We start from the raw sequence: 18,565 nt of genomic DNA, 5'->3' as shown, positions 1-18,565 counted from the left end.
GGCGCCGCCCCCGCCAACCAGCGCGGATGATCGCATGCTGCGCCAGGACTGGCAGCGCACCCCGGCCAGCAAGCAGCTCGAACAGGATCAGGTGCTGTTTGCCGAACACAGGGGCGAGCACTACCTGGGCCTGGTACTGCTGCTGCCCGAGTGGCAGGGCAGTGCCACCTTGTGGCAACTCTCCCCCGCCCTCACCACCATGGGGTTCGACACCCTGCTGCTGCTGCCCCACTCCAATCAGGGGGCCCTCAATCCGGCAGACGAGAAAAAGAGCAAGCTGCGCGATGATTTCCGCCACTACCTGAGCGATCGGATCACCCGTCTGAGCGAGGCCAAGCTGCAAGAGGGGGGCTTTCGCCTGATCCTGGCCCAGGGCTCGGCCGCCGCCTGGGTCAGCAACCTCATCGCCAGCGAGCAGCTGCCGGCCCCCGACGCCCTGGTGCTGCTCGATGCCGCCTTCCCCGACTCGGCCGCCAACCTGGTGCTGGCGCGCGATGTGGCGCGGGCCCCGGCCCCCGTGCTGGATCTCTACCGGGAGGAGGGCTCACTCTGGTCGCGTTCGGCCGCCGAGGCTCGCCGCATCGAGAGCAAGCGCGGCAGCAAGCTCGATTATCGCCCCTACGCCCTGGCCGACACGGAGGAGATCCCAGGCCAGTTGCAGGGGTGGCTGCATCACCTCGGCTGGCTCTGAGGCCCCCTCCTTGGCATGATGGAGCCTCACCCCAAGGAGGCTCCATGCAGATCGTCTTTCTCGACCGCGACACCCTGGCACCCTCGGTGCGGCTCGGCCGCCCCGCCTGCGCCCACACCTGGATCGAATACCCAACCACGACGCCGGCTCAGGTGGTTGAACGGCTGCAAGGGGCCAGCGTGGCCATCGTCAACAAGGTGCGGCTCGGCGCCGCCGAACTGGCCGCCTTGCCTGCGCTGCGGCTGATCGTGCTGGCCGCCACGGGATCTGACAACGTCGATCTGGCGGCCTGCCGCGAGCGTGGCATCCACGTCTGTAACGTACAGGGTTACGCCGGCCCCTCGGTGCCCGAGCATGCCCTGGCCCTGATGCTGGCGCTGGCACGCAACCTCAAGGGATGGCAGCTTTCGCTGGCCGCGGGCCGCTGGCAGGAGAGCGGCCGCTTCTGCTTCTTCGATCACGGCATCATGGATCTGGCAGGACGCCAGCTCGGCATCATAGGGCGCGGCACCATAGGCCGGGATCTGGGTCGCCGTGCCGAGGCGCTCGGCCTAACCGTGCGCTACGCCACCAGCCTGCGCGGCGGCGAGCCGACCCCGGATCGCCTGCCGCTTGACGAGCTGCTGCAAAGCTCGGACATCCTCAGCCTGCACTGCCCGCTCACCGAGCAGACCCGCCACCTCATCGGTGCCGCCGAGTTGGCCGCCATGAAGCCGGGCGCCCTGCTGATCAACGTGGGGCGCGGCGGGCTGGTCGACGAGCAGGCGCTGCTGGCGGCGCTGCGCAGTGGCCACCTCGGCGGCGCCGGCTTCGATGTGGCCAGCCAGGAGCCGCCCCCGGCGGATCACCCGCTGATGCAGGCGCTCGCCCTGCCCAACTTCATCCTCACCCCTCATGTGGCCTGGGCCAGCGCCGGCGCCATGCAGCGCCTCGCCAATCAGGTCATCGAGAACATCGACGCCTTCACCGCCGGCACGCCACTGCGCCAGCTGGTGTGAAGGGATAAAAAAAGACCACCCAAGGGTGGTCTTTTTCGTGGCGAAAGGGCGTCTAGCGGATGCCGCGCACCTCGCGGATCATCTCCCATGCGCTCTGGATCTCCTGAGCCTTCTGCTTGGCCATCTCCATCATCTCGGGGGGCAACCCCTTGGCGGCCAGCTTGTCCGGGTGGTGCTTGGCCATCTCCTTGCGGTAGGCCTTCTTGACCTCCTGATCCGAATCGCCCTCACTCACCCCGAGCAGCTGGTAGGCATCTTTGAGCCGATCGCGCGGCGGCTCGCGGCTGGCCTGCTGGCCCCCCCAGCCCTGCTGCTGGCTGCCGCTACGGGAGCCACCGTCCCGGTAGAAGTGCATCTGCGCCTCCGCCATGGCCAGGATCCGCTCCAGCTCGAAGCGGCTAAAGCCGAGCTCCTCGGCCACGATCTGCAAGATCTGACGCTCCTCGGGCGGCACCTTACCGTCGGCGAAGGCGGCCTGCAACTGCACCTCGAGGAAGAAGCGCAAGATGTCGCGCTGCCCCATGCAGGCCTCGCGAAACTCAGCCAGGGTGGCGCGCAGCGGGAAGTCCCCCGCCTTGCCCTGACGAAAGGAGTCCTGGGCGCGGGCGCGCAGGTCACCGGTCAGGCGCATCCGATCCATCAGGTTGGAGGCGACCCGGATCTCGCTCTCGGTCACCTGGCCGCTCGCCTTGGCAATGTGGCCCATCACCGCAAAGGTGGCGTGGAAGAAGATGGCCTGTTGCTGCTCGGAAGGGCGGCGGCGAAAGCCCGCCTGCAACCCCATGCCGGTGTCGAAGCGATGGCCGATCCACAGGCCGATCAGCAGACCGAAGACATTGCCGAGCAGAAAACCAAAGAAGGCGCCGAGCACCTTGCCCCAGATACGCATGAGAAGTTACCTCGCGGCCCCGCGGGCCCGCAGTTCGCTGTCGAGTTGGGCCAGCCGCTCGGGCGTGCCGATATCGCGCCAATCCCCCTTTAGGTGGCTGCCACCGACCCGGCCATCCGCCATCCATTCGCGCAGCAGCGGCGCCAGCTTGCGCGCCCCCGGTGCCAGGCCGGCAAAGGCGGCCGGATGATAAAGCGCAACCCCGCTGAAGGTGAGACCGGGTCGGTCGATGACCCGCTCCGCCTGCAACGAGAAGTCGCCGTGCGGATGCTGGGGCGGGTTGTCCACCAGCCAGAGGTGAGCCAGATCCTCGCCCAGTGGCTGGCGGATGAGGGGGGCGTAATCCAGATCGAGCCAAGTATCGCCGTTGAGCACCAGAAACGGCGCGTCGCCGAGCAGGGGCAGGGCCTGCACTATGCCGCCGGCGGTTTCCAGCGCACTCGGCTCTGCCGACCACGCAATGCGGACCCCGAGGGCGGCGCCGTCGCCAAGCGCCTCGACCAGCTTGTGGCCGAGCCAGGCGTGGTTGATGACCAGCTCAGTGATGCCGGCCGAGCGCAGTCGTTCGATGTGGTGCACGATGAGGGGTTTGCCCCCCACCGCCAGCAGCGGCTTGGGCAGGCTATCGGTGAGCGGGCGCATCCGCTCGCCGCGTCCGGCCGCCAGGATCATCGCCTTCATGAGCGCGCCTCCGGCAAGGCCGGCAGCACGCGGCGCGTGAGCCAGTGGCCGAACTCGGCCAGCTCGCCATAGCGCTCACACACCTCGACCACATAATCGAGGGTGCGCGGGATGTCCTTGAGGTAGCCGGACTTGCCGTCTCTGTGATGCAGCCGGGCGAAGATGCCGGCCGCCTTGAGGTGACGCTGCATGCCGGTGAGATCGGCCTGACGGCGGAAGGTAGCGTAGTCGGTCGCCCCGAGCAGACCGGCCTGCCCCAATACCGAGAAGCCTTGCTGCATCCCCTCTTCGATCACCGCATCCGGCCAGCGCACGTAGCAATCTTTGAGCAGGGAGACCAGATCGTAGGTCACCGGCCCCAGCACCATGTCCTGAAAATCGATCACCGCCAGCTCGCCCTGCGCCGGCTCGCCGTACACCATCAGGTTGCGGCTGTGAAAGTCGCGGTGCATGACCCCTTGCACCTGCTCTAGGTTGTTGGCGGTGAGCTGCGCAAAGGTGCGGGCCAGCAGGGCCTGCTCCTCCTCCGACAGCGTCAGCCCCAGGTGATGACCGAGCAGCCACTCCGGCAAAATGGCGTTCTCACGGGCCATGAAGGGCGCATCGAAGGGCTCGAGTTCGAGCTCGACCTGTGCCAGGGCCGGCAGCAGGTCGATGGCGCGCCCATACCAGCTCGCCACGTTCTCTTCATTCAGCACATTGAGCAGCGCGGTGTCGCCAAGATCTGTCACGCACAGCAAGCCCTGCTCGTAGTCGACCCCCTTCACCTCGGGCGCCCGCACGCCGGCGGCCGCCAATGCCGCGGCATTGCGGACAAATTCACGGTTTTTTTCGGTGCTCGGCGGGGCATCCACCCAGATGAGGCCGGCGCCGCGATAGTAGCGGCGAAAGCTGGCATCGCCAGAGATGAGGGTGAGCGTCAGGGCATCATCCGCCACCTGTTGGCGGGCCCATAAGGTGAGCAAAACTGCGCGATCATGCATGGGAACTAGAACCAGAATGGGCGGCCTCAGCGGGAGGTTAGCCCTGGCCGTCGGAATGCTTTATGATTGCCGGCTAACATAAAGCAATGACATGCAATGTCAACTCAGCCAATCCTGTCGTAAAATGCGTGTCTTGTTTAGGCTGTCACCATTCGAATTTCGAGTCTTCATCTCATGACCAAACGGACTGCGGGCATCACCGGCCCCCTTGCACTGACTCTGGGATTGGTTCCCGTGCTTGCCCCGACTGCGGGATGGGCCGCCTCCCTGCCGACCCCGCCGGCCACCGGTATGCTGGACGGCCTCTGCTACGACTATGTGCCCAAGGTGGAGAAGGCGCCGACCGGGGTGGACGCCAACGCGCTGCCGGTCGAGGTCGATGCCGACCGACTGGAAGCCAAACAGGGCGGCACCGCCGTCTATCAGGGCGACGTCAAGGTGCGCCAGGGCGTGCGCAAGTTTGACTCTGACTATGCCCAGCTCGACCAGCAGACCAAGGACGTGATTGCCATCGGCAACATCTATTACAGCGATGGCCAGATCACCGTCACCAGCGACAAGACGCTGAAGTCCAACCTGGACACCAAGAACTCCGAGCTGGAAGAGGGCAAGTACCAGGTACACGGCTCGCCGGTGCGTGGCTCCGCCCAGCGGGTCACCATGACCAACGACAACCAGAACATCACCCTGGAAGGGGCCCAGTACACCACCTGCCCGCCGGGCCAGGAGGTGTGGACGCTCAAGGCGGGCAGCATCGACATCGACCAGAACGAGGTGTTCGGCGAGGCGTGGAACGCCAGCCTCTGGCTGTATGACTACCCGGTCTTCTACTTCCCCTATATCAACTTCCCGATCAAGGACCAGCGCAAGACCGGCCTGCTCTACCCCGGCTATACCCAGAGCTCGGGCAACGGGATGGAGCTCATCCAGCCCTTCTACTGGAACATCGCGCCCAACTACGACGCCACCATCACCCAGCGCTTCATGGATCGCCGTGGTCTGATGGAGCAGGTGGAGTTTCGCTACATGCTGGACCCGCGCCACAGCGGCTCGCTGTATGCGGAGAACCTGGCCAGCGACAAGCAGTACGACGATCTGGACAGCCTGAATCGTTATCTGGATGACGGTCACCGCTACCTGTTCAATGCGCGCCACAGCTCCAGCTTCATGGACGGCGCCTTGCGCATGAACCTGGATTACACCAAGGTTCGCGATCACGACTTCAACTATTTCAACGACTTCAGCCCCAAGGTCGGGGTGCAGGTCGACAACCAGTTGCAGCAGTCGTTCCGCGCCGGCTACTACCAGGACAACTGGAACCTCACCACCGAGGCGCGCAGCTACCAGATCTTGCTGCCCACCACCCGGCTGCCCCACTCCATGCTGCCGCGCATCAACCACAACTATTACCATCAGGGCAGCTGGTATGACTTTGCCCTCAACAACGAGCTGACCAAGTTCGACTACAGCGGCAATCAGGCGACCGCCGCCCAGACCGGCGAGCGCTACACCGCCACCCGTCTGCACCTGGCACCAACCCTGACCATGCCGCTGGTGGATGCCCCCGGCTACTACCTCACCAGCCAGTACCGGCTGATGTATACCAGCTACAACCAGGATGTCCCTGACCCCGGCCAGCTCTATGCCTATGACCGCAACCTGTTCACCAAAGACGGTCAGCTGACCCTCAAGGACGGCACCATCAGCCGCACTCTGCCCTCACTGCGTCTCAAGGGCGGCTTCAACTTCGATCGCACCCTGGCTTGGTTTGACGGCAAGGGCACCCAGACCCTGGAGCCCGAGGTGCAGTACCTCTACGTCCCGTACAAAAATCAGGACGAGATCGGCATCTATGACTCGACCGACATGCGTCAGGACTACTACAGCCTGTTCAGCGATCGCCGCTTCGCCGGCCTCGACCGTATCAGCGACGCCAACCGCATCACCACCGGCCTGACCAGCCGGGTCTACGACAACGTGGGGGATGAGCGACTGCGTCTGGCGGTGGCTCAGGCCTTCGAGATGACGCCGCCCAAGGTTCGCCTCTACCCGTCCGACTCGTCGAGCAGCAGCTCGCGCTCCCTGCTCTCCTTCGAAGGGGATGCCCGTGTCACCGACAACTGGTTTGCCCACGCCGGCACCCAGTACGACACCGAGCACGGCGAGTTCAACGCCGGTAACGCCGCGGTCGAGTACCGCGCCGATGCCGATCGTCTGGTCAGTCAGCTCAACTACCGCTTCATCAAGGACGGCAACTACGACCTGGAAGACCCCTTCAATCGCAACATGGCCAAGGATCTGTACCAGGTCGGCCTGGTCATGATGGCCCCCATCGATCGCCAGTGGCAGGCTTACGGCGGTTACTACCGCGACGTGGAGCAGGACATCAACATCGACCGCAAGCTCGGCATCAAGTACGACTCCTGCTGCTGGAGTATCAACCTGAGCATGGAGTGGCATAACAAGCCGGATAACGTGACCATGACGCCGACCTCCGAGCGCACCATCGGTCTGCAATTTGAAATGAAGGGGCTTGGCAGCGTGGGTACCGGTGGCCGCAGCGTCACTCTGGATACCGAGCTGCTCCCCTATGTTCGCCCGTTCAATCTGAAAGACCAGCAGTGATGCTGGTTCAGCCCTGAGAGATGGATATGAAAAAGACCCTGATCGCCCTGCTGACCGCAGGTACCCTTGGCGCCCTGAGCTCGTCGGCACTGGCAGCCCCCGAGCTCATCGATCGCGTCCTCGCCGTGGTCAACAAGGACGTGGTGCTGGCCAGCCAGCAGGATGCACTGGTGCGCAAGGTGAAGATCTCCGCCCAGGAGCAGGGCCAGTCCCTGCCCGATGACGCCACCCTGCGCCGCCAGGCGCTGGATCGCCTGATCCAAGAGAGCCTGGTGCTGCAACTGGCCGACCGCCAGGGCCTGCGGGTGAGCGATACCCAGCTCGAGCAGGCCATCGCCGGCATCGCCGCCGACAACCGCATGAGCATGGAGCAGATGCGTGCCCAGCTGGATCGCGAGGGGATGAGCTATGCCCAATACCGCGAAGAGGTGCGCCGCGAGATCCTGATGAGCGAAGTGCGCCGCAACCAGGTGCGCCGCCGCATCAACATCTCCGATCAGGAGGTGAAGCAGGTGGTGGATGTCATCAAGCAGCAAGGGCAACAACAGAGCGAGTACCACATCGGTCATATCCAGATCGCCCTGCCGGACAACCCCAGCGCCGAACAGCTCGATGCGGCCAAATCCAAGGCCCTGCGCCTGCTCAACGCCCTCAAGGAGGGTGCCGACTTCCGCAAGCTGGCGATCGCCGAGAGTAACGGCCCCAAAGCTCTGGAAGGGGGTGACTGGGGCTGGATGAGCCCGCAGGAGATGCCGACCCTGATGGCCGAAGCGGTCCAGGGGGCCGGCAAGGGTGACATCATTGGCCCGCTGCGCTCCGGCGCCGGCCTGCACATCATCAAGGTGTTCGACACCAAGGGCCAGCAGCAGGTCAACCTGACCGAGGTGAAGGCCCGCCACATCCTGATCAAGCCCTCGATCATCCTGAGCGAGGACAAGGCCAAGGGGATGCTCGACGGCTTCCTCAACGATCTCAAGACCGGCAAGGCGACCTTCGCCCAGCTGGCCGAGAAGTACTCCGAAGATCCGGGCTCTGCCGTTCAGGGCGGCGAGCTGGGCTGGGCCTCTCCCGACATGTATGCACCGGAATTCCGCGACATGGTCAACCGCCTGCAACCGGGCCAGATCAGCCAGCCGTTCCGCACCAGCTTCGGTTGGCACATCGTTCAGGTTGAGGATCGCCGCAGCCAGGACGCCACCGACAAGGCCATGGAGCAGCGTGCCTACCAGCTCATCTACAACCGCCGCTTCTCCGAAGAGGTGCAGAGCTGGATGGACGAGCTGCGTGACAGCGCCTACATCCGTATCGAGGATGGCCGCAGCTGATGACTTGCCGTATCGCCCTGACCCCCGGCGAACCGGCCGGGGTAGGCCCCGACCTCATCTTGCAGATCGCCGGACAAGGCTGGCCGCACCAACTGGTGGCGGTGGCTGACCCTGCCCTGCTGGCGGAACGGGCCGAGCGGCTCGGGCTTAAGATCGAGTTGCAGCCCTATGACCCGGCAGAGCCGCCCAAGGCGCAAGCCCCCGGTACCCTCACCGTCTGTCCGGTGCCGCTTGGCGTGCCGAGCGAGCCGGGCCGGCTCGATGCAGGCAACGGCGCCTATGTGCTGGAAACCCTGCGCCGCGCCGGCGAGGGCAACCTGAGCGGCGAGTTCGCCGCCCTGGTGACGGGCCCGGTACACAAGGGCATCATCAATCAGGCCGGGGTCGCCTTCAGCGGCCATACCGAGTTTTTTGCCGAGCAGTCCGCCACCGCCGAGGTGGTGATGATGCTGGCCACCGAGGGGCTGCGCGTCGCGCTGGTCACCACCCACCTGCCGTTGGCCAGCGTCGCCAAGGCCATCACCCCGGCCAAACTGACCCGCATCGTGCGGATCCTCAACCAGGATCTGCGCAGCAAGTTCGGCATTGCCCGGCCGCGCATCTATGTGTGCGGCCTCAATCCCCACGCCGGCGAGGGGGGCCACCTCGGCCGCGAAGAGATCGAGGTGATCGAGCCTACGCTGGCGCAACTTCGTGACGAAGGGATGGATCTGGTCGGCCCGCTGCCGGCCGACACCCTGTTCCAGGAGAAATACCTCAAGGATGCGGATGCGGTACTCGCCATGTACCACGACCAGGGACTGCCGGTGCTCAAGTACAAGGGCTTCGGCAAGGCGGTCAACATCACCCTGGGCCTCCCCTTTATCCGCACATCGGTGGATCACGGCACCGCCCTCGACCTGGCCGGCACCGGCCGCGCCGACACGGGCAGTCTACTGACCGCCATCCACCACGCCATCAAGATGGTAGAAAAGAGAACATGAATAGTAAGGTGCACATGGGCCATACGGCCCGCAAGCGTTTCGGTCAGAACTTCCTGCACGATCGCTACGTCATCGGCCAGATCGTCGATGCCATCTATCCCCAGTCGGGTGAAAACCTGGTGGAAATCGGCCCGGGTCTGGCCGCGTTGACCGAGCCGGTCTGCGAGCGGATCGACCACATGACCGTGGTCGAGCTCGACCGCGATCTGGCGGCTCGCCTGCGCGAGCACCCGGTGCTCTCCAAGAAGCTGACAGTGATCGAGGCCGATGCCATGCGCTTCGACTTCAGCACCCTGATGCAGCCGGGCCGCCCCCTGCGCATCTTCGGCAACCTGCCCTACAACATCTCGACCCCGCTGATCTTCCACCTGTGCGAATACGCCGAGCAGGTGCAAGACATGCACTTCATGCTGCAAAAGGAAGTGGTACTGCGTCTGGCGGCCGGCCCCGGCAGCAAGGCCTATGGGCGCCTGAGCGTGATGACCCAGTACTACTGCCAGGTCATCCCGGTGCTGGAAGTGGGCCCCGGCGCCTTCAAGCCGGCCCCCAAGGTCGACTCCGCCGTGGTTCGCCTGATGCCCCACAAGCAGAAACCCTTCGTGGCCAAGGACGTGCGCCTGCTAAGCCGGGTCTGCACCGAGGGCTTCGGCCAACGCCGCAAGACCATCCGCAACTGCTTCTCCAACTTCATCACCGCCGAACAACTGGCCGGACTGGGCATCGATGGCAACCTGCGCCCGGAGAACCTCTCGGTGGAGCAGTTCGTCATGATCGCCAACTGGCTGGCAGATCAACAGGCGGCCTGATGGAAAAGCACGATGTCAGGGTATACGCCTTCCCCTCCTACGTGGAGGGGAGCCAATCTCCGTGGCAGTTTAACTACCGCATCGAGATCGAGAATCACGGCAGCCTGTCGGTGCAGTTGCTGCGCCGTCGCTGGCTCATCACCGATGGCGAAGGACGGCACATCGAAGTGGAAGGCCCCGGCGTGGTTGGCGAGGAGCCCATCATCGCACCGGGCCAGGTCTTCAGCTACCAGAGCGGTGTCCCGCTGGATACCCCGCTGGGGGTCATGGAAGGCAGTTATCTGATGCAGGATGAAGAGGGTGAGGAGTTTGAAGCTCCCATCGCCCCCTTCACCCTGGCGGTACCCCACATCATCAACTGAGGCTTCATGGCTAACTGTTTTGTCGGCGATGTCCAGGGCTGCTATGACGATCTGCGCCGTCTGCTGGACCTTGCCAAGTTCGATCCGACCGAGGATACCCTCTGGCTGTGCGGTGATCTGGTCGCCCGCGGCCCCGATTCACTCAGCGTGCTGCGCTTCGTCAAATCCCTCGGCGAGCGGGCCGTCACCGTGCTCGGCAATCACGACCTGCATCTGCTTGCAGTGGCGGGCGGCCACGCCACGCTCAAGAAGAAAGACAAGATCGAGCCCATCATCAAGGCGCCCGACGCCGCCGAGCTGCTCGACTGGCTGCGCTTCCAGCCGCTGCTGGCCGAACACCCCGAGCATCCGCTGCTGATGGTGCACGCCGGCCTCTCACCAGCCTGGGACGTGACCCTGGCCCGCCAGTGCGCCCGTGAAGTCGAAAGCCTGTTGCAAGGAGAGCAGTACCAGTGGCTGCTCAAGCACATGTACGGCGATCACCCCGACAGCTGGAGCAACGAGCTGACCGGGATCGAGCGCTACCGCTACATCATCAACGTCTTCACCCGGATGCGTTTTTGCTACTTCGACGGCCGTCTCGACTTCAAGTGCAAGCTGGGGCCGAAGGAGTCAACCCCCGGCCTGCGCCCCTGGTTCGAGCAGCGCGAGCACCACGTCGATGATCCCATCATCGTCTTCGGCCACTGGGCGGCGCTGATGGGTCAGTGCGCCGTGGCCGACATCAAGGCGCTCGACACCGGCTGTGTCTGGGGTAACAGCCTGACCCTGTGGCGCTACGAGGATGATGCCCTCATCGCCACCCCCTGCCCTGTTCACGCCAAGTGACAGGCGCGGCATGACAAAGAGGCCACCCTAGGGTGGCCTCTGCGCTTTTTACGCTTCTCAGCGCAACCGCTCCAATGTCTCGAAGCGGTAGGCATAGGGGTTGCGCTCATCGGGCTGGTGTGACTCCTCGGCCACCTGACGCCATGAGAGCTGGTGGTAGTCGGGGAAGCGGGTGTCCCCCTCCACGGTCAGCTCGATGTGGGTCAGGTAGAGGGTATCGGCCAGATCCAGCAACTGGCCATAGAGCCGACCCCCGCCGATCACCATCACTTCCGGCGACTCCGCCAGAGCGGCAAACGCCGCTTCAATGGAATCCACCACCTCGACCCCGGCGGGGGCATAGTCCGGATTGGAGCTGATCACCAGATTGCGGCGACCCGGCAGCGGGCGTCCGATCGATTCGAAGGTGCGCCGCCCCATCAGGATCGGCTTGCCCATGGTCACTTGCCTGAAATGGGCCAGATCCGCCGGCAGATGCCAGGGCATGGCGTTGTCGCGGCCGATCACCCGATCCCGGGCCATGGCGGCAATCATGGCTATCTTCATCGCATCTCCCTCACACTATGGGCCGGTTACGGTACACGACCAATGAGGGGATCGCCAGACCGAAGCTCAATGCTGCGACGATGAACAGTGCCTTGAGGCCGTTCTCCAGCGCACTCTCGAGCAAGGTCAGGGAGAAGCCGTTGATGTTGAGCTCGACGATAGAGATCATCGCCTTGAAGGCGAAGCTGCCGGGGATCATCGGAATGATGCTGGCCACGCTGAACACCGGGCGCGGCACCAGCAGACGACGCGCCCAGTAGACGCAGACAAAACCGACCGTGGTGGCCGCCGCCAGGGTGGCCCACTCGATCGGCCCCCCGGAGTGGATGAGCAGGGTGCGCAGGCTGTGGGCCAGCGCCCCGCCCATGGCGCAATACTTGAGCAGGCGCGGCGGTACGTTGAAAATCATGGCAAACCCCACTGCGGGGATGGCCGACCAGAAGGCGTCCTTGGCCAGAAGCCAGAGCAGATCCATCATACCTTCCACCCCCAGATCCCGGTCACCGACATGGCCAGCAGGATACCGAGCGCAGCGCTCATGGTGAGCAGGGTTGCCGTGCCCCAGCGGGCCAGCCCCATGTTGAAGTAGCCCTTCACCATGTCGGAGACCGCATTGATGAGCGGGAAGCCCGGCACCAGCAGCAGCACGCTGGCCGCCATCGCCAGATAGGGTTGCTCACCCCAGCCGAAGAAGGTGGCACTCGAGGCAAGCAGGGTGGCGATGAAGCCGGTGACGGCGAAATTGATCAGCGGGCTGTGATGATGGCGCGCCATCAGCTGGCGTACCCGCATGGCCACCGCCGCCGCCAGCGAGGTGATGAGAAAGACCGGCCAGTCACCGCCAAACAACAGGCTGAAAGCGCCGCAGGAGAGACCGACCATGGGCACCACCAGCCAGGGATGGTAGTGGAAGGGCACGATGGCCTCGAGCCGCTGCCGCACCTCGATAGCACCGATAAGCTCCTTCTCGACCAGGATGCAGATCCGCTGGATCTCGCACACCACCTGCATGTTGATGCCGTGTTCGCGCACCCGTCGGGTGGTGGTGACGCAACTGCCCGCATAGAGACTGGTGACCACGATGGCGCTCGACGAGATGGCCATCTCGACGCTCTCAAGGCCGAGGGCCAGCCCGATGCGGACCGTGGTTTGTTCGATGATGCGGCTCTCTGCCCCGAACTGGGCCAGCATCTGAGCCACCTTGACGATGATGCGGGTCACTTCTGTCTGCTGCTCCCGCGACAGTACCCGCCTTGGACTAACCTGTTTCATCTTCCCTGAAGTCCTTGCCAGTAGAGAAGGCTCATTCTACGTCAGCCAGCGTGAGGGAGGATTGCACTAAAACAAAAAAGCCGCCTCATGAGAGGCGGCTTCTGGTGAGGATCAGTCTCGAACATAGATGATTTCGACCCCGTCATCATCCTCATCGTCCCAGTCATCATCGTCAAGGTCGTCAACGGCGGCCGCCTCTTCGATCTGGGCGAGCTGGTTGCGATGGTAGTCATCCCACTTGAACTCGGCCTTCTCGATGGCGTCACGGGCGTCCTGCTCCATCTGGCGCGGCATGGTGTCCAGCAGATCCATGATGTCGTAGCAGACCTTCTGGGTCCCTTCCTTGCTGATGGCGGTGATGGCGTAGGTGGGGCCTTCGTGACCGAGTGCATCCTTAACGCGATCCATCACTTCCTGCGCCTCTTCCTCGAGGATGAGATCCAGCTTGTTGAACACCAGCCAGCGCGGCTTGGCGGCCAGCTCGGGGCTGTACTTCTCCAGCTCCTGGACTATGGTCACTGCATTTTCGGCCGGATCCGAACCATCGAACGGGCAGATGTCGACCAGGTGCAGCAACACGCGGCAGCGCTCAAGGTGCTTGAGGAAGCGGATGCCCAGACCGGCACCTTCGGCAGCCCCCTCGATCAGCCCCGGAATATCGGCGATGACGAAGGAGCGGCTATTCTCCCCACGCACCACACCGAGGTTCGGCACCAGGGTGGTGAAGGGATAATCAGCCACCTTGGGCTTGGCGGCAGAGACGGCGCGGATGAAGGTGGATTTGCCGGCATTGGGCAGACCCAGCATCCCAACGTCGGCCAGCAGCAGCAGTTCAAGGCGCAGATTACGTACTTCACCCGGGGTGCCGTTGCTCTTCTGACGCGGAGCTCGGTTGACCGAACTCTTGAAACGGGTGTTGCCGAGGCCGTGGAAGCCCCCCTTGGCCACCAGCAGCTTCTGCTCGTGACGGGTCAGATCGCCCAGCAGTTCGCCGGTATCTTCATCCGTCGCACGGCTACCAACCGGGACGCGCAGGATCAAATCCTTGCCACGACGGCCAGTACAGTTGGCGCCCCGACCATTTTCCCCGCGCTCGGCGGCGTGGAAACGCTCGAAACGGTAGTCGATCAGGGTGTTGAGGTTCTCATCGGCCATCAGGTAGACGTCACCGCCATCCCCGCCGTCGCCACCATCTGGCCCGCCGTTGGGGATGTACTTCTCACGACGGAAGCTCACGCAACCGTTGCCACCGTCACCGGCGTCGACCCGAATCAGGGCTTCATCAACAAACTTCATGGATAACCATCACCTCAACTCGAAAACCGATACGCCATTATAGTAATGCCCGCTGTCAGGGGAGAACCCTTCGCGTTCCGTTTTCCTGCACAAACAAAAGCCCCGCCAGTTGGCGGGGCCTCGGATCCTTGCGGTCCGTAATTACTCAGCAACGATGCTGACGTACTTACGGTTCTTCGGACCTTTAACTTCGAACTTCACCTTGCCATTCGCGGTAGCGAACAGGGTGTGGTCCTTGCCCAGACCAACATTGTCACCAGCGTGGAACTTGGTACCACGTTGACGAACGATGATGTTGCCAGCCAGTACAGACTCGCCACCGAAACGCTTCACGCCCAGGCGTTTGGCTTCGGAATCGCGACCGTTGCGGGAAGAACCGCCAGCTTTTTTGTGTGCCATTTATCGGACTCCTTAAGATTAAGCGCTGATGCCAGTGATCTTGACTTCAGTGAACCACTGACGATGGCCCATCTGCTTACGATGGTGCTTACGACGACGGAACTTGATGATCATGACCTTGTCGCCACGGCCGTGGGCAACGACTTCAGCCGTTACCTTGCCGCCTTCTACGAAGGGAGCGCCAACCTTGAAAGTGTCGCCTTCGGCAACCATCAGAACTTTATCGAACTCGATGGCAGCACCGGTCTCGACGTCCAGCTTTTCCAGACGAACGACTTGACCTTCGGCTACACGGTGTTGTTTTCCGCCGCTTTGGAATACCGCGTACATTTTTTAACTCCGTATAGGCACATCTTTTGCTCTTGGCAGACGTGCACAAAAACTGAATAACAATGGGCCGGCATTTTACGCAAATTGATCCGCTCAAGCAAGGTCAATTTCAAAGAAAGTTTATTTTGTGCGCACCTCTGCCGGCACACCAAACGCTTAACTGTAACCCATAGTGAATTCGTGTAAAATCCCCGCAACCGCAATCTAGGGCAGTCACGACTGCCGTCAAGACAACGAGAACTATGGACCAACAGGGAATTCGCGCGCTGGCCGATGCCGACATGACGGCGGTCAACGCTTTGATCATCGACCGGTTGCAGTCTGATGTCAGCCTGATCAACCAGCTCGGCTACTACATCATCAGCGCTGGCGGAAAACGGATGCGTCCCCTGCTTACCGTACTCGCCGCCCGCGCCCTGGGTTATGACGGCAATGACCATATCAAACTGGCCGCCATCATAGAGTTCATCCACACCTCCACCCTGCTGCACGATGACGTGGTGGACGAGTCCGATCTGCGCCGCGGTCGGGAGACCGCCAACGCCATGTTCGGTAACGCCGCCAGCGTGTTGGTGGGGGACTACCTCTATAGCCGCTCGTTTCAGATGATGTCAGAACTCTCCAATCTGCGCATCATGGAGATTCTGGCCGACGCCACCAACACCATTGCCGAGGGAGAGGTATTGCAGTTGATGAACTGCAATGACCCGGATACCACCGAAGCGAGTTACATGACGGTCATCTACTGCAAGACCGCCAAGCTGTTCGAGGCGGCAACCCGCCTCGCGGCCGTGCTCACCCATCAGTCACCGGATATCGAGCAGGCCATGACCGATTACGGCAAGTATCTCGGTACCGCCTTCCAGATCATCGATGACGTGATGGACTACTGCTCCGACAGCAAGGACATGGGTAAGAACGTCGGTGACGATCTGGCCGAAGGTAAGCCGACGCTGCCACTGCTGCACGCCATGGCCGCCGGCAATGCAGAGGAGCGCCAGCTGATCCGCGATGCCATCGAGCTGCGCAACGGCATGGACCATCTGGAGCGCGTTCTGGCCACGCTGGAGCGCACCGGCGCCCTCGACTACTCCCGCCAGCGGGCCCGCGAGGAGGCCGACAAGGCCATTGCTGCCCTCGCACCGCTGCCAGCTGGCCCTCATCGTGAGGCGTTGGAGATGCTGGCTCACATGGCGGTGCAGCGCAGCGCCTGATCCGCCGCTTCCCCATAAAAAAAGAGAGCCGAGGCTCTCTTTTTTTATTCCCGCATGACCATCCAGAGGATCACCAGGCCGCTGACCACCAGCGCGCCCCCCAAGCGGTGCAAGCTGGCCGCAGGCCACTCCCCTATCTGGCGCAGCACCCGCTGCCACAAACGGGGAAACAGCAGAGGGCCAAGCCCTTCGAACAGCAGCATCAACCCAAAACCAATGAGCAGACTCTTCATCCATGGCTTCCATAAAAAAGGGGCCTGACATGCAGGCCCCCATCACAGGTTCGCTTACTGAGCGCCTTGCGGCTGCTTGAGGAAGCGGAAGAACTCGCTGTCGGGTTTGATGACCATGATGTCATCGCCACCGGAGAAGCTCTTGGTGTAGGCCTCCATGCTGCGCACGAAGTTGAAGAACTCCGGGTCCTTCTTGTAGGTTTCGGCGTAGATCTTGGCCGCCTCGGCATCCCCTTCACCACGCAGTTGGCGTGACTTACGCTCAGCCTCGGCGATCATCACGGTGACCTTGCGATCGATATCGGCACGCAACACCTCCGCCTTCTCGCGGCCCTGAGAGCGATGCTCACGGGCAACGGCATTACGCTCGGCACGCATCCGCTGATAGATGGAGTTGGAGACCTCGGTCGGCAGGTTGATCTGCTTGATACGCACATCCACCACCCGAATGCCCAGCTCGGCAGAGCGGGCCGAGTTCTTCAGCGCCTCTTCCATCACGGTGCCACGAGAGCCGGAGACGATATCCTTGATGGTACGACCACCAATCTGGGAGCGCAGACCGTTGTTGATCTGACGGCGCAGCAGGGATTCGGCTTGCGCCTGGTTACCACCGCCGGTCGCCAGATAGAACTTGGCAAAGTCATCGATACGCCACTTCACGTAGGAGTCGATGATAAGGTCTTTCTTCTCCGAGGTGACGAAACGGTCAGCCTGACCATCCAACGTCTGGATGCGAGCATCGAGGCGGCGTACCCCATCGATGAAGGGCACCTTGAAGTGCAGGCCCGGCTCGTAGATGCGCGGCAGCCCTTCGCCATCACGCTTCACCTTACCAAACTGCACGACGATGCCGCGCTGACCTTCCTTGACCACGAATACCGAGGTGAAGCCCATCAGGGCAACCAGGGCAACCAGCCCAATAGCCAGTTTCTTCATCAGATCAATTCCTCCCCGTGAAACGATCCCCGCCACGCAGCGGTACAGGGGCACTGTTGCCCCCCTCTACCACGGTCTGGCTGGTCGGGGTGACATTCTGTACCGCATTCGACGCATCGGCACTCTTGGCAGCCTTAGGCGTTTGCCCCAGCTTGTCGAGCGGCAGATAAATCATGCTGTTGCTGCCATTGGGCAGATCGACAAGCACCTTGTTGGCCTGCTGGTAGATCTTCTCCATGGTCTCGAGATAGATACGGTCACGCGTCAGCTTAGGCGCGGCCTGATACTGAGGCAGCAACTCGTTGAAACGGGACACCTCACCGGCAGCACGCAGTACGATCTGCGATTTGTAGGCTTCGGCTTCCTCTTCCAGGCGCTTGGCCTGACCACGGGCCTTCGGCTCTACTTCACGGGCATAGGCTTCCGCCTCGCGGATGAAGCGCTGCTCATCTTCCTGAGCCGAGATGGCGTCATCGAATGCATCCTTCACCTCCTCCGGCGGACGAGCCGGCAGGAAGTTCACGTCAACAACCTGCAAGCCCAGGTGATAAGGCTCGATGATCTTCTCCAGGTTGTCCCAGGTCTCACGACGCACCTTCTCACGACCCGTGGTCAGGATGTCATCCATGGTGCTGTGACCCACCACATAGCGCAGGGCGCTGTCAGTGGCCTGGCTCAGGCTCTCGTCGGCATTGGTCACGCTGAACAAATACGCCTGCGGATCCACCACCCGGTACTGCACGTCCATCTCGACGCGCACCAGGTTCTCATCCTGAGTCAGCATGAAGCCGGAGGCCGGCAGGGAGCGAACCGACTCCACATCGACCGGATAAACCTCGTCGATGAAGGTGGGCTTCCAGCGCAGACCCGGCTCGACAGAGTGGGAGTAGTTGCCAAAACGCAGCACCACGCCACGCTCCGCTTCCTTGATGGTGTAGAAACCGCTCACCACCCAGACGACGACCCCCACCGCCAACGCGATGGAGAGACCCGCCTTACCCATACCGCTGCCACCGCTGCGATTGCCACCGAACAGACCGCCCAGGCGGCGATTCAGATTGCGCAGGAGATCATCCAAATCGGGAGGTCCCTGATTCTTGCCGTTGTTCCCCCAGGGGTCACGGTCTTTGCCGTTATTTCCAGGCTCATTCCAAGCCATCAGCGTCTC

Annotated in this window: 21 protein-coding genes; 9 read left to right on the top strand and 12 right to left on the bottom strand. The window is 62.8% G+C overall.

Going from position 1 to position 18,565, the window contains the following annotated elements; genetic code table 11:
- Nucleotides 1-691: DUF3530 family protein (locus BN1134_RS02255; RefSeq protein WP_042045004.1), on the top strand; the 691-nt coding region annotated here is incomplete at its 5' end.
- A gap of 44 nt (nt 692-735) precedes the next feature.
- On the top strand, nt 736-1,689 hold the full coding sequence (locus BN1134_RS02250) for a D-2-hydroxyacid dehydrogenase (RefSeq protein ID WP_042045000.1): 954 nt from the start codon (nt 736-738) through the stop codon (nt 1,687-1,689).
- Nucleotides 1,690-1,741: 52 nt separating this feature from the next.
- Here the strand turns inward: BN1134_RS02250 and djlA are convergent, their stop codons facing one another.
- The 3 genes from djlA to BN1134_RS02235 are packed head-to-tail and all read right to left on the bottom strand — an operon-like array spanning nt 1,742 to nt 4,242.
- Complete coding sequence (gene djlA, locus BN1134_RS02245) at nt 1,742-2,578, bottom strand: co-chaperone DjlA (RefSeq protein ID WP_042044999.1); 837 nt, start codon at nt 2,576-2,578, stop codon at nt 1,742-1,744.
- A gap of 6 nt (nt 2,579-2,584) precedes the next feature.
- Nucleotides 2,585-3,259, bottom strand: a complete 675-nt coding sequence (murU, locus tag BN1134_RS02240) for an N-acetylmuramate alpha-1-phosphate uridylyltransferase MurU (RefSeq protein WP_042044998.1) — start codon at nt 3,257-3,259, stop codon at nt 2,585-2,587.
- Nucleotides 3,256-4,242 carry an aminoglycoside phosphotransferase family protein gene (locus BN1134_RS02235; RefSeq protein ID WP_042044997.1) on the bottom strand — a complete coding sequence of 329 codons (987 nt, stop codon included), beginning with the start codon at nt 4,240-4,242 and terminating at the stop codon, nt 3,256-3,258. Before BN1134_RS02235 ends, murU begins: the two co-directional genes overlap by 4 nt.
- 174 nt (nt 4,243-4,416) lie before the next feature.
- On the opposite strand from BN1134_RS02235, the gene lptD reads away from it, so the two are divergent.
- From lptD to BN1134_RS02205, 6 genes are read left to right on the top strand one after another with little or no spacing between them, the layout of a single operon-like run.
- Entirely contained in the window at nt 4,417-6,867 is a 2,451-nt protein-coding gene (gene lptD / locus BN1134_RS02230; RefSeq protein WP_042044996.1) for an LPS assembly protein LptD, read from the top strand.
- A gap of 26 nt (nt 6,868-6,893) precedes the next feature.
- The gene (gene surA / locus BN1134_RS02225) at nt 6,894-8,192 is read left to right on the top strand and encodes a peptidylprolyl isomerase SurA (RefSeq protein WP_042044995.1); all 1,299 of its coding nucleotides are present in this window, start codon (nt 6,894-6,896) and stop codon (nt 8,190-8,192) included.
- The gene (gene pdxA, locus BN1134_RS02220; protein ID WP_042044994.1) at nt 8,192-9,175 is read left to right on the top strand and encodes a 4-hydroxythreonine-4-phosphate dehydrogenase PdxA; all 984 of its coding nucleotides are present in this window, start codon (nt 8,192-8,194) and stop codon (nt 9,173-9,175) included. The genes surA and pdxA overlap by 1 nt, the downstream gene beginning before the upstream one ends.
- Nucleotides 9,172-9,981 (top strand): 16S rRNA (adenine(1518)-N(6)/adenine(1519)-N(6))-dimethyltransferase RsmA, encoded by an 810-nt coding sequence (gene rsmA, locus BN1134_RS02215; protein WP_042044993.1) that lies wholly within the window; start codon nt 9,172-9,174, stop codon nt 9,979-9,981. Before pdxA ends, rsmA begins: the two co-directional genes overlap by 4 nt.
- On the top strand, nt 9,981-10,343 hold the full coding sequence (gene apaG / locus BN1134_RS02210; protein WP_042044992.1) for a Co2+/Mg2+ efflux protein ApaG: 363 nt from the start codon (nt 9,981-9,983) through the stop codon (nt 10,341-10,343). Before rsmA ends, apaG begins: the two co-directional genes overlap by 1 nt.
- Nucleotides 10,344-10,349: 6 nt before the next feature.
- Nucleotides 10,350-11,171 carry a symmetrical bis(5'-nucleosyl)-tetraphosphatase gene (locus tag BN1134_RS02205; protein WP_042044991.1) on the top strand — a complete coding sequence of 274 codons (822 nt, stop codon included), beginning with the start codon at nt 10,350-10,352 and terminating at the stop codon, nt 11,169-11,171.
- Nucleotides 11,172-11,228: 57 nt separating this feature from the next.
- Here BN1134_RS02205 and folA read toward each other — a convergent pair whose 3' ends face one another.
- The 6 genes from folA to rplU all read right to left on the bottom strand — a co-directional run bounded on the left by folA (nt 11,229) and on the right by rplU (nt 15,014).
- Complete coding sequence (folA, locus tag BN1134_RS02200; protein WP_042044990.1) at nt 11,229-11,717, bottom strand: type 3 dihydrofolate reductase; 489 nt, start codon at nt 11,715-11,717, stop codon at nt 11,229-11,231.
- A 10-nt stretch (nt 11,718-11,727) separates the two neighbouring features.
- A complete protein-coding gene (locus BN1134_RS02195; RefSeq protein ID WP_042044989.1) occupies nt 11,728-12,195 on the bottom strand; it encodes a threonine/serine exporter family protein in 468 nt (155 codons plus the stop codon).
- Entirely contained in the window at nt 12,192-12,989 is a 798-nt protein-coding gene (locus tag BN1134_RS02190) for a threonine/serine exporter family protein (RefSeq protein WP_042044988.1), read from the bottom strand. The genes BN1134_RS02195 and BN1134_RS02190 overlap by 4 nt, the downstream gene beginning before the upstream one ends.
- 111 nt (nt 12,990-13,100) lie before the next feature.
- Nucleotides 13,101-14,285, bottom strand: coding sequence for an Obg family GTPase CgtA (gene cgtA, locus BN1134_RS02185; RefSeq protein WP_042044987.1), 1,185 nt, complete (start codon nt 14,283-14,285; stop codon nt 13,101-13,103).
- A 141-nt stretch (nt 14,286-14,426) separates the two neighbouring features.
- Complete coding sequence (gene rpmA, locus BN1134_RS02180; protein WP_005345817.1) at nt 14,427-14,684, bottom strand: 50S ribosomal protein L27; 258 nt, start codon at nt 14,682-14,684, stop codon at nt 14,427-14,429.
- Between the two features lie 18 nt (nt 14,685-14,702).
- A complete protein-coding gene (gene rplU, locus BN1134_RS02175) occupies nt 14,703-15,014 on the bottom strand; it encodes a 50S ribosomal protein L21 (RefSeq protein ID WP_042044986.1) in 312 nt (103 codons plus the stop codon).
- A gap of 242 nt (nt 15,015-15,256) precedes the next feature.
- Between rplU and ispB the strand changes: the two genes are divergently transcribed.
- Nucleotides 15,257-16,228, top strand: a complete 972-nt coding sequence (gene ispB / locus BN1134_RS02170; RefSeq protein ID WP_042044985.1) for an octaprenyl diphosphate synthase — start codon at nt 15,257-15,259, stop codon at nt 16,226-16,228.
- Nucleotides 16,229-16,272: 44 nt separating this feature from the next.
- On the opposite strand, the gene BN1134_RS02165 is transcribed toward ispB, so the two are convergent.
- From BN1134_RS02165 to hflK, 3 genes are read right to left on the bottom strand one after another with little or no spacing between them, the layout of a single operon-like run.
- The gene (locus BN1134_RS02165; RefSeq protein ID WP_042044984.1) at nt 16,273-16,461 is read right to left on the bottom strand and encodes a DUF2065 domain-containing protein; all 189 of its coding nucleotides are present in this window, start codon (nt 16,459-16,461) and stop codon (nt 16,273-16,275) included.
- Between the two features lie 54 nt (nt 16,462-16,515).
- Complete coding sequence (gene hflC, locus BN1134_RS02160; protein ID WP_042044983.1) at nt 16,516-17,397, bottom strand: protease modulator HflC; 882 nt, start codon at nt 17,395-17,397, stop codon at nt 16,516-16,518.
- Nucleotides 17,398-17,401: 4 nt separating this feature from the next.
- Complete coding sequence (gene hflK, locus BN1134_RS02155; protein ID WP_042044981.1) at nt 17,402-18,556, bottom strand: FtsH protease activity modulator HflK; 1,155 nt, start codon at nt 18,554-18,556, stop codon at nt 17,402-17,404.
- Between the last annotated feature and the right edge of the window lie 9 nt (nt 18,557-18,565).

It is taken from the genome of Aeromonas simiae (assembly GCF_000820125.1).
Lineage (GTDB): Bacteria > Pseudomonadota > Gammaproteobacteria > Enterobacterales > Aeromonadaceae > Aeromonas > Aeromonas simiae.
Note: the sequence above shows the minus strand (reverse complement) of the source record. Positions and strands in the feature narration are given on the sequence as shown.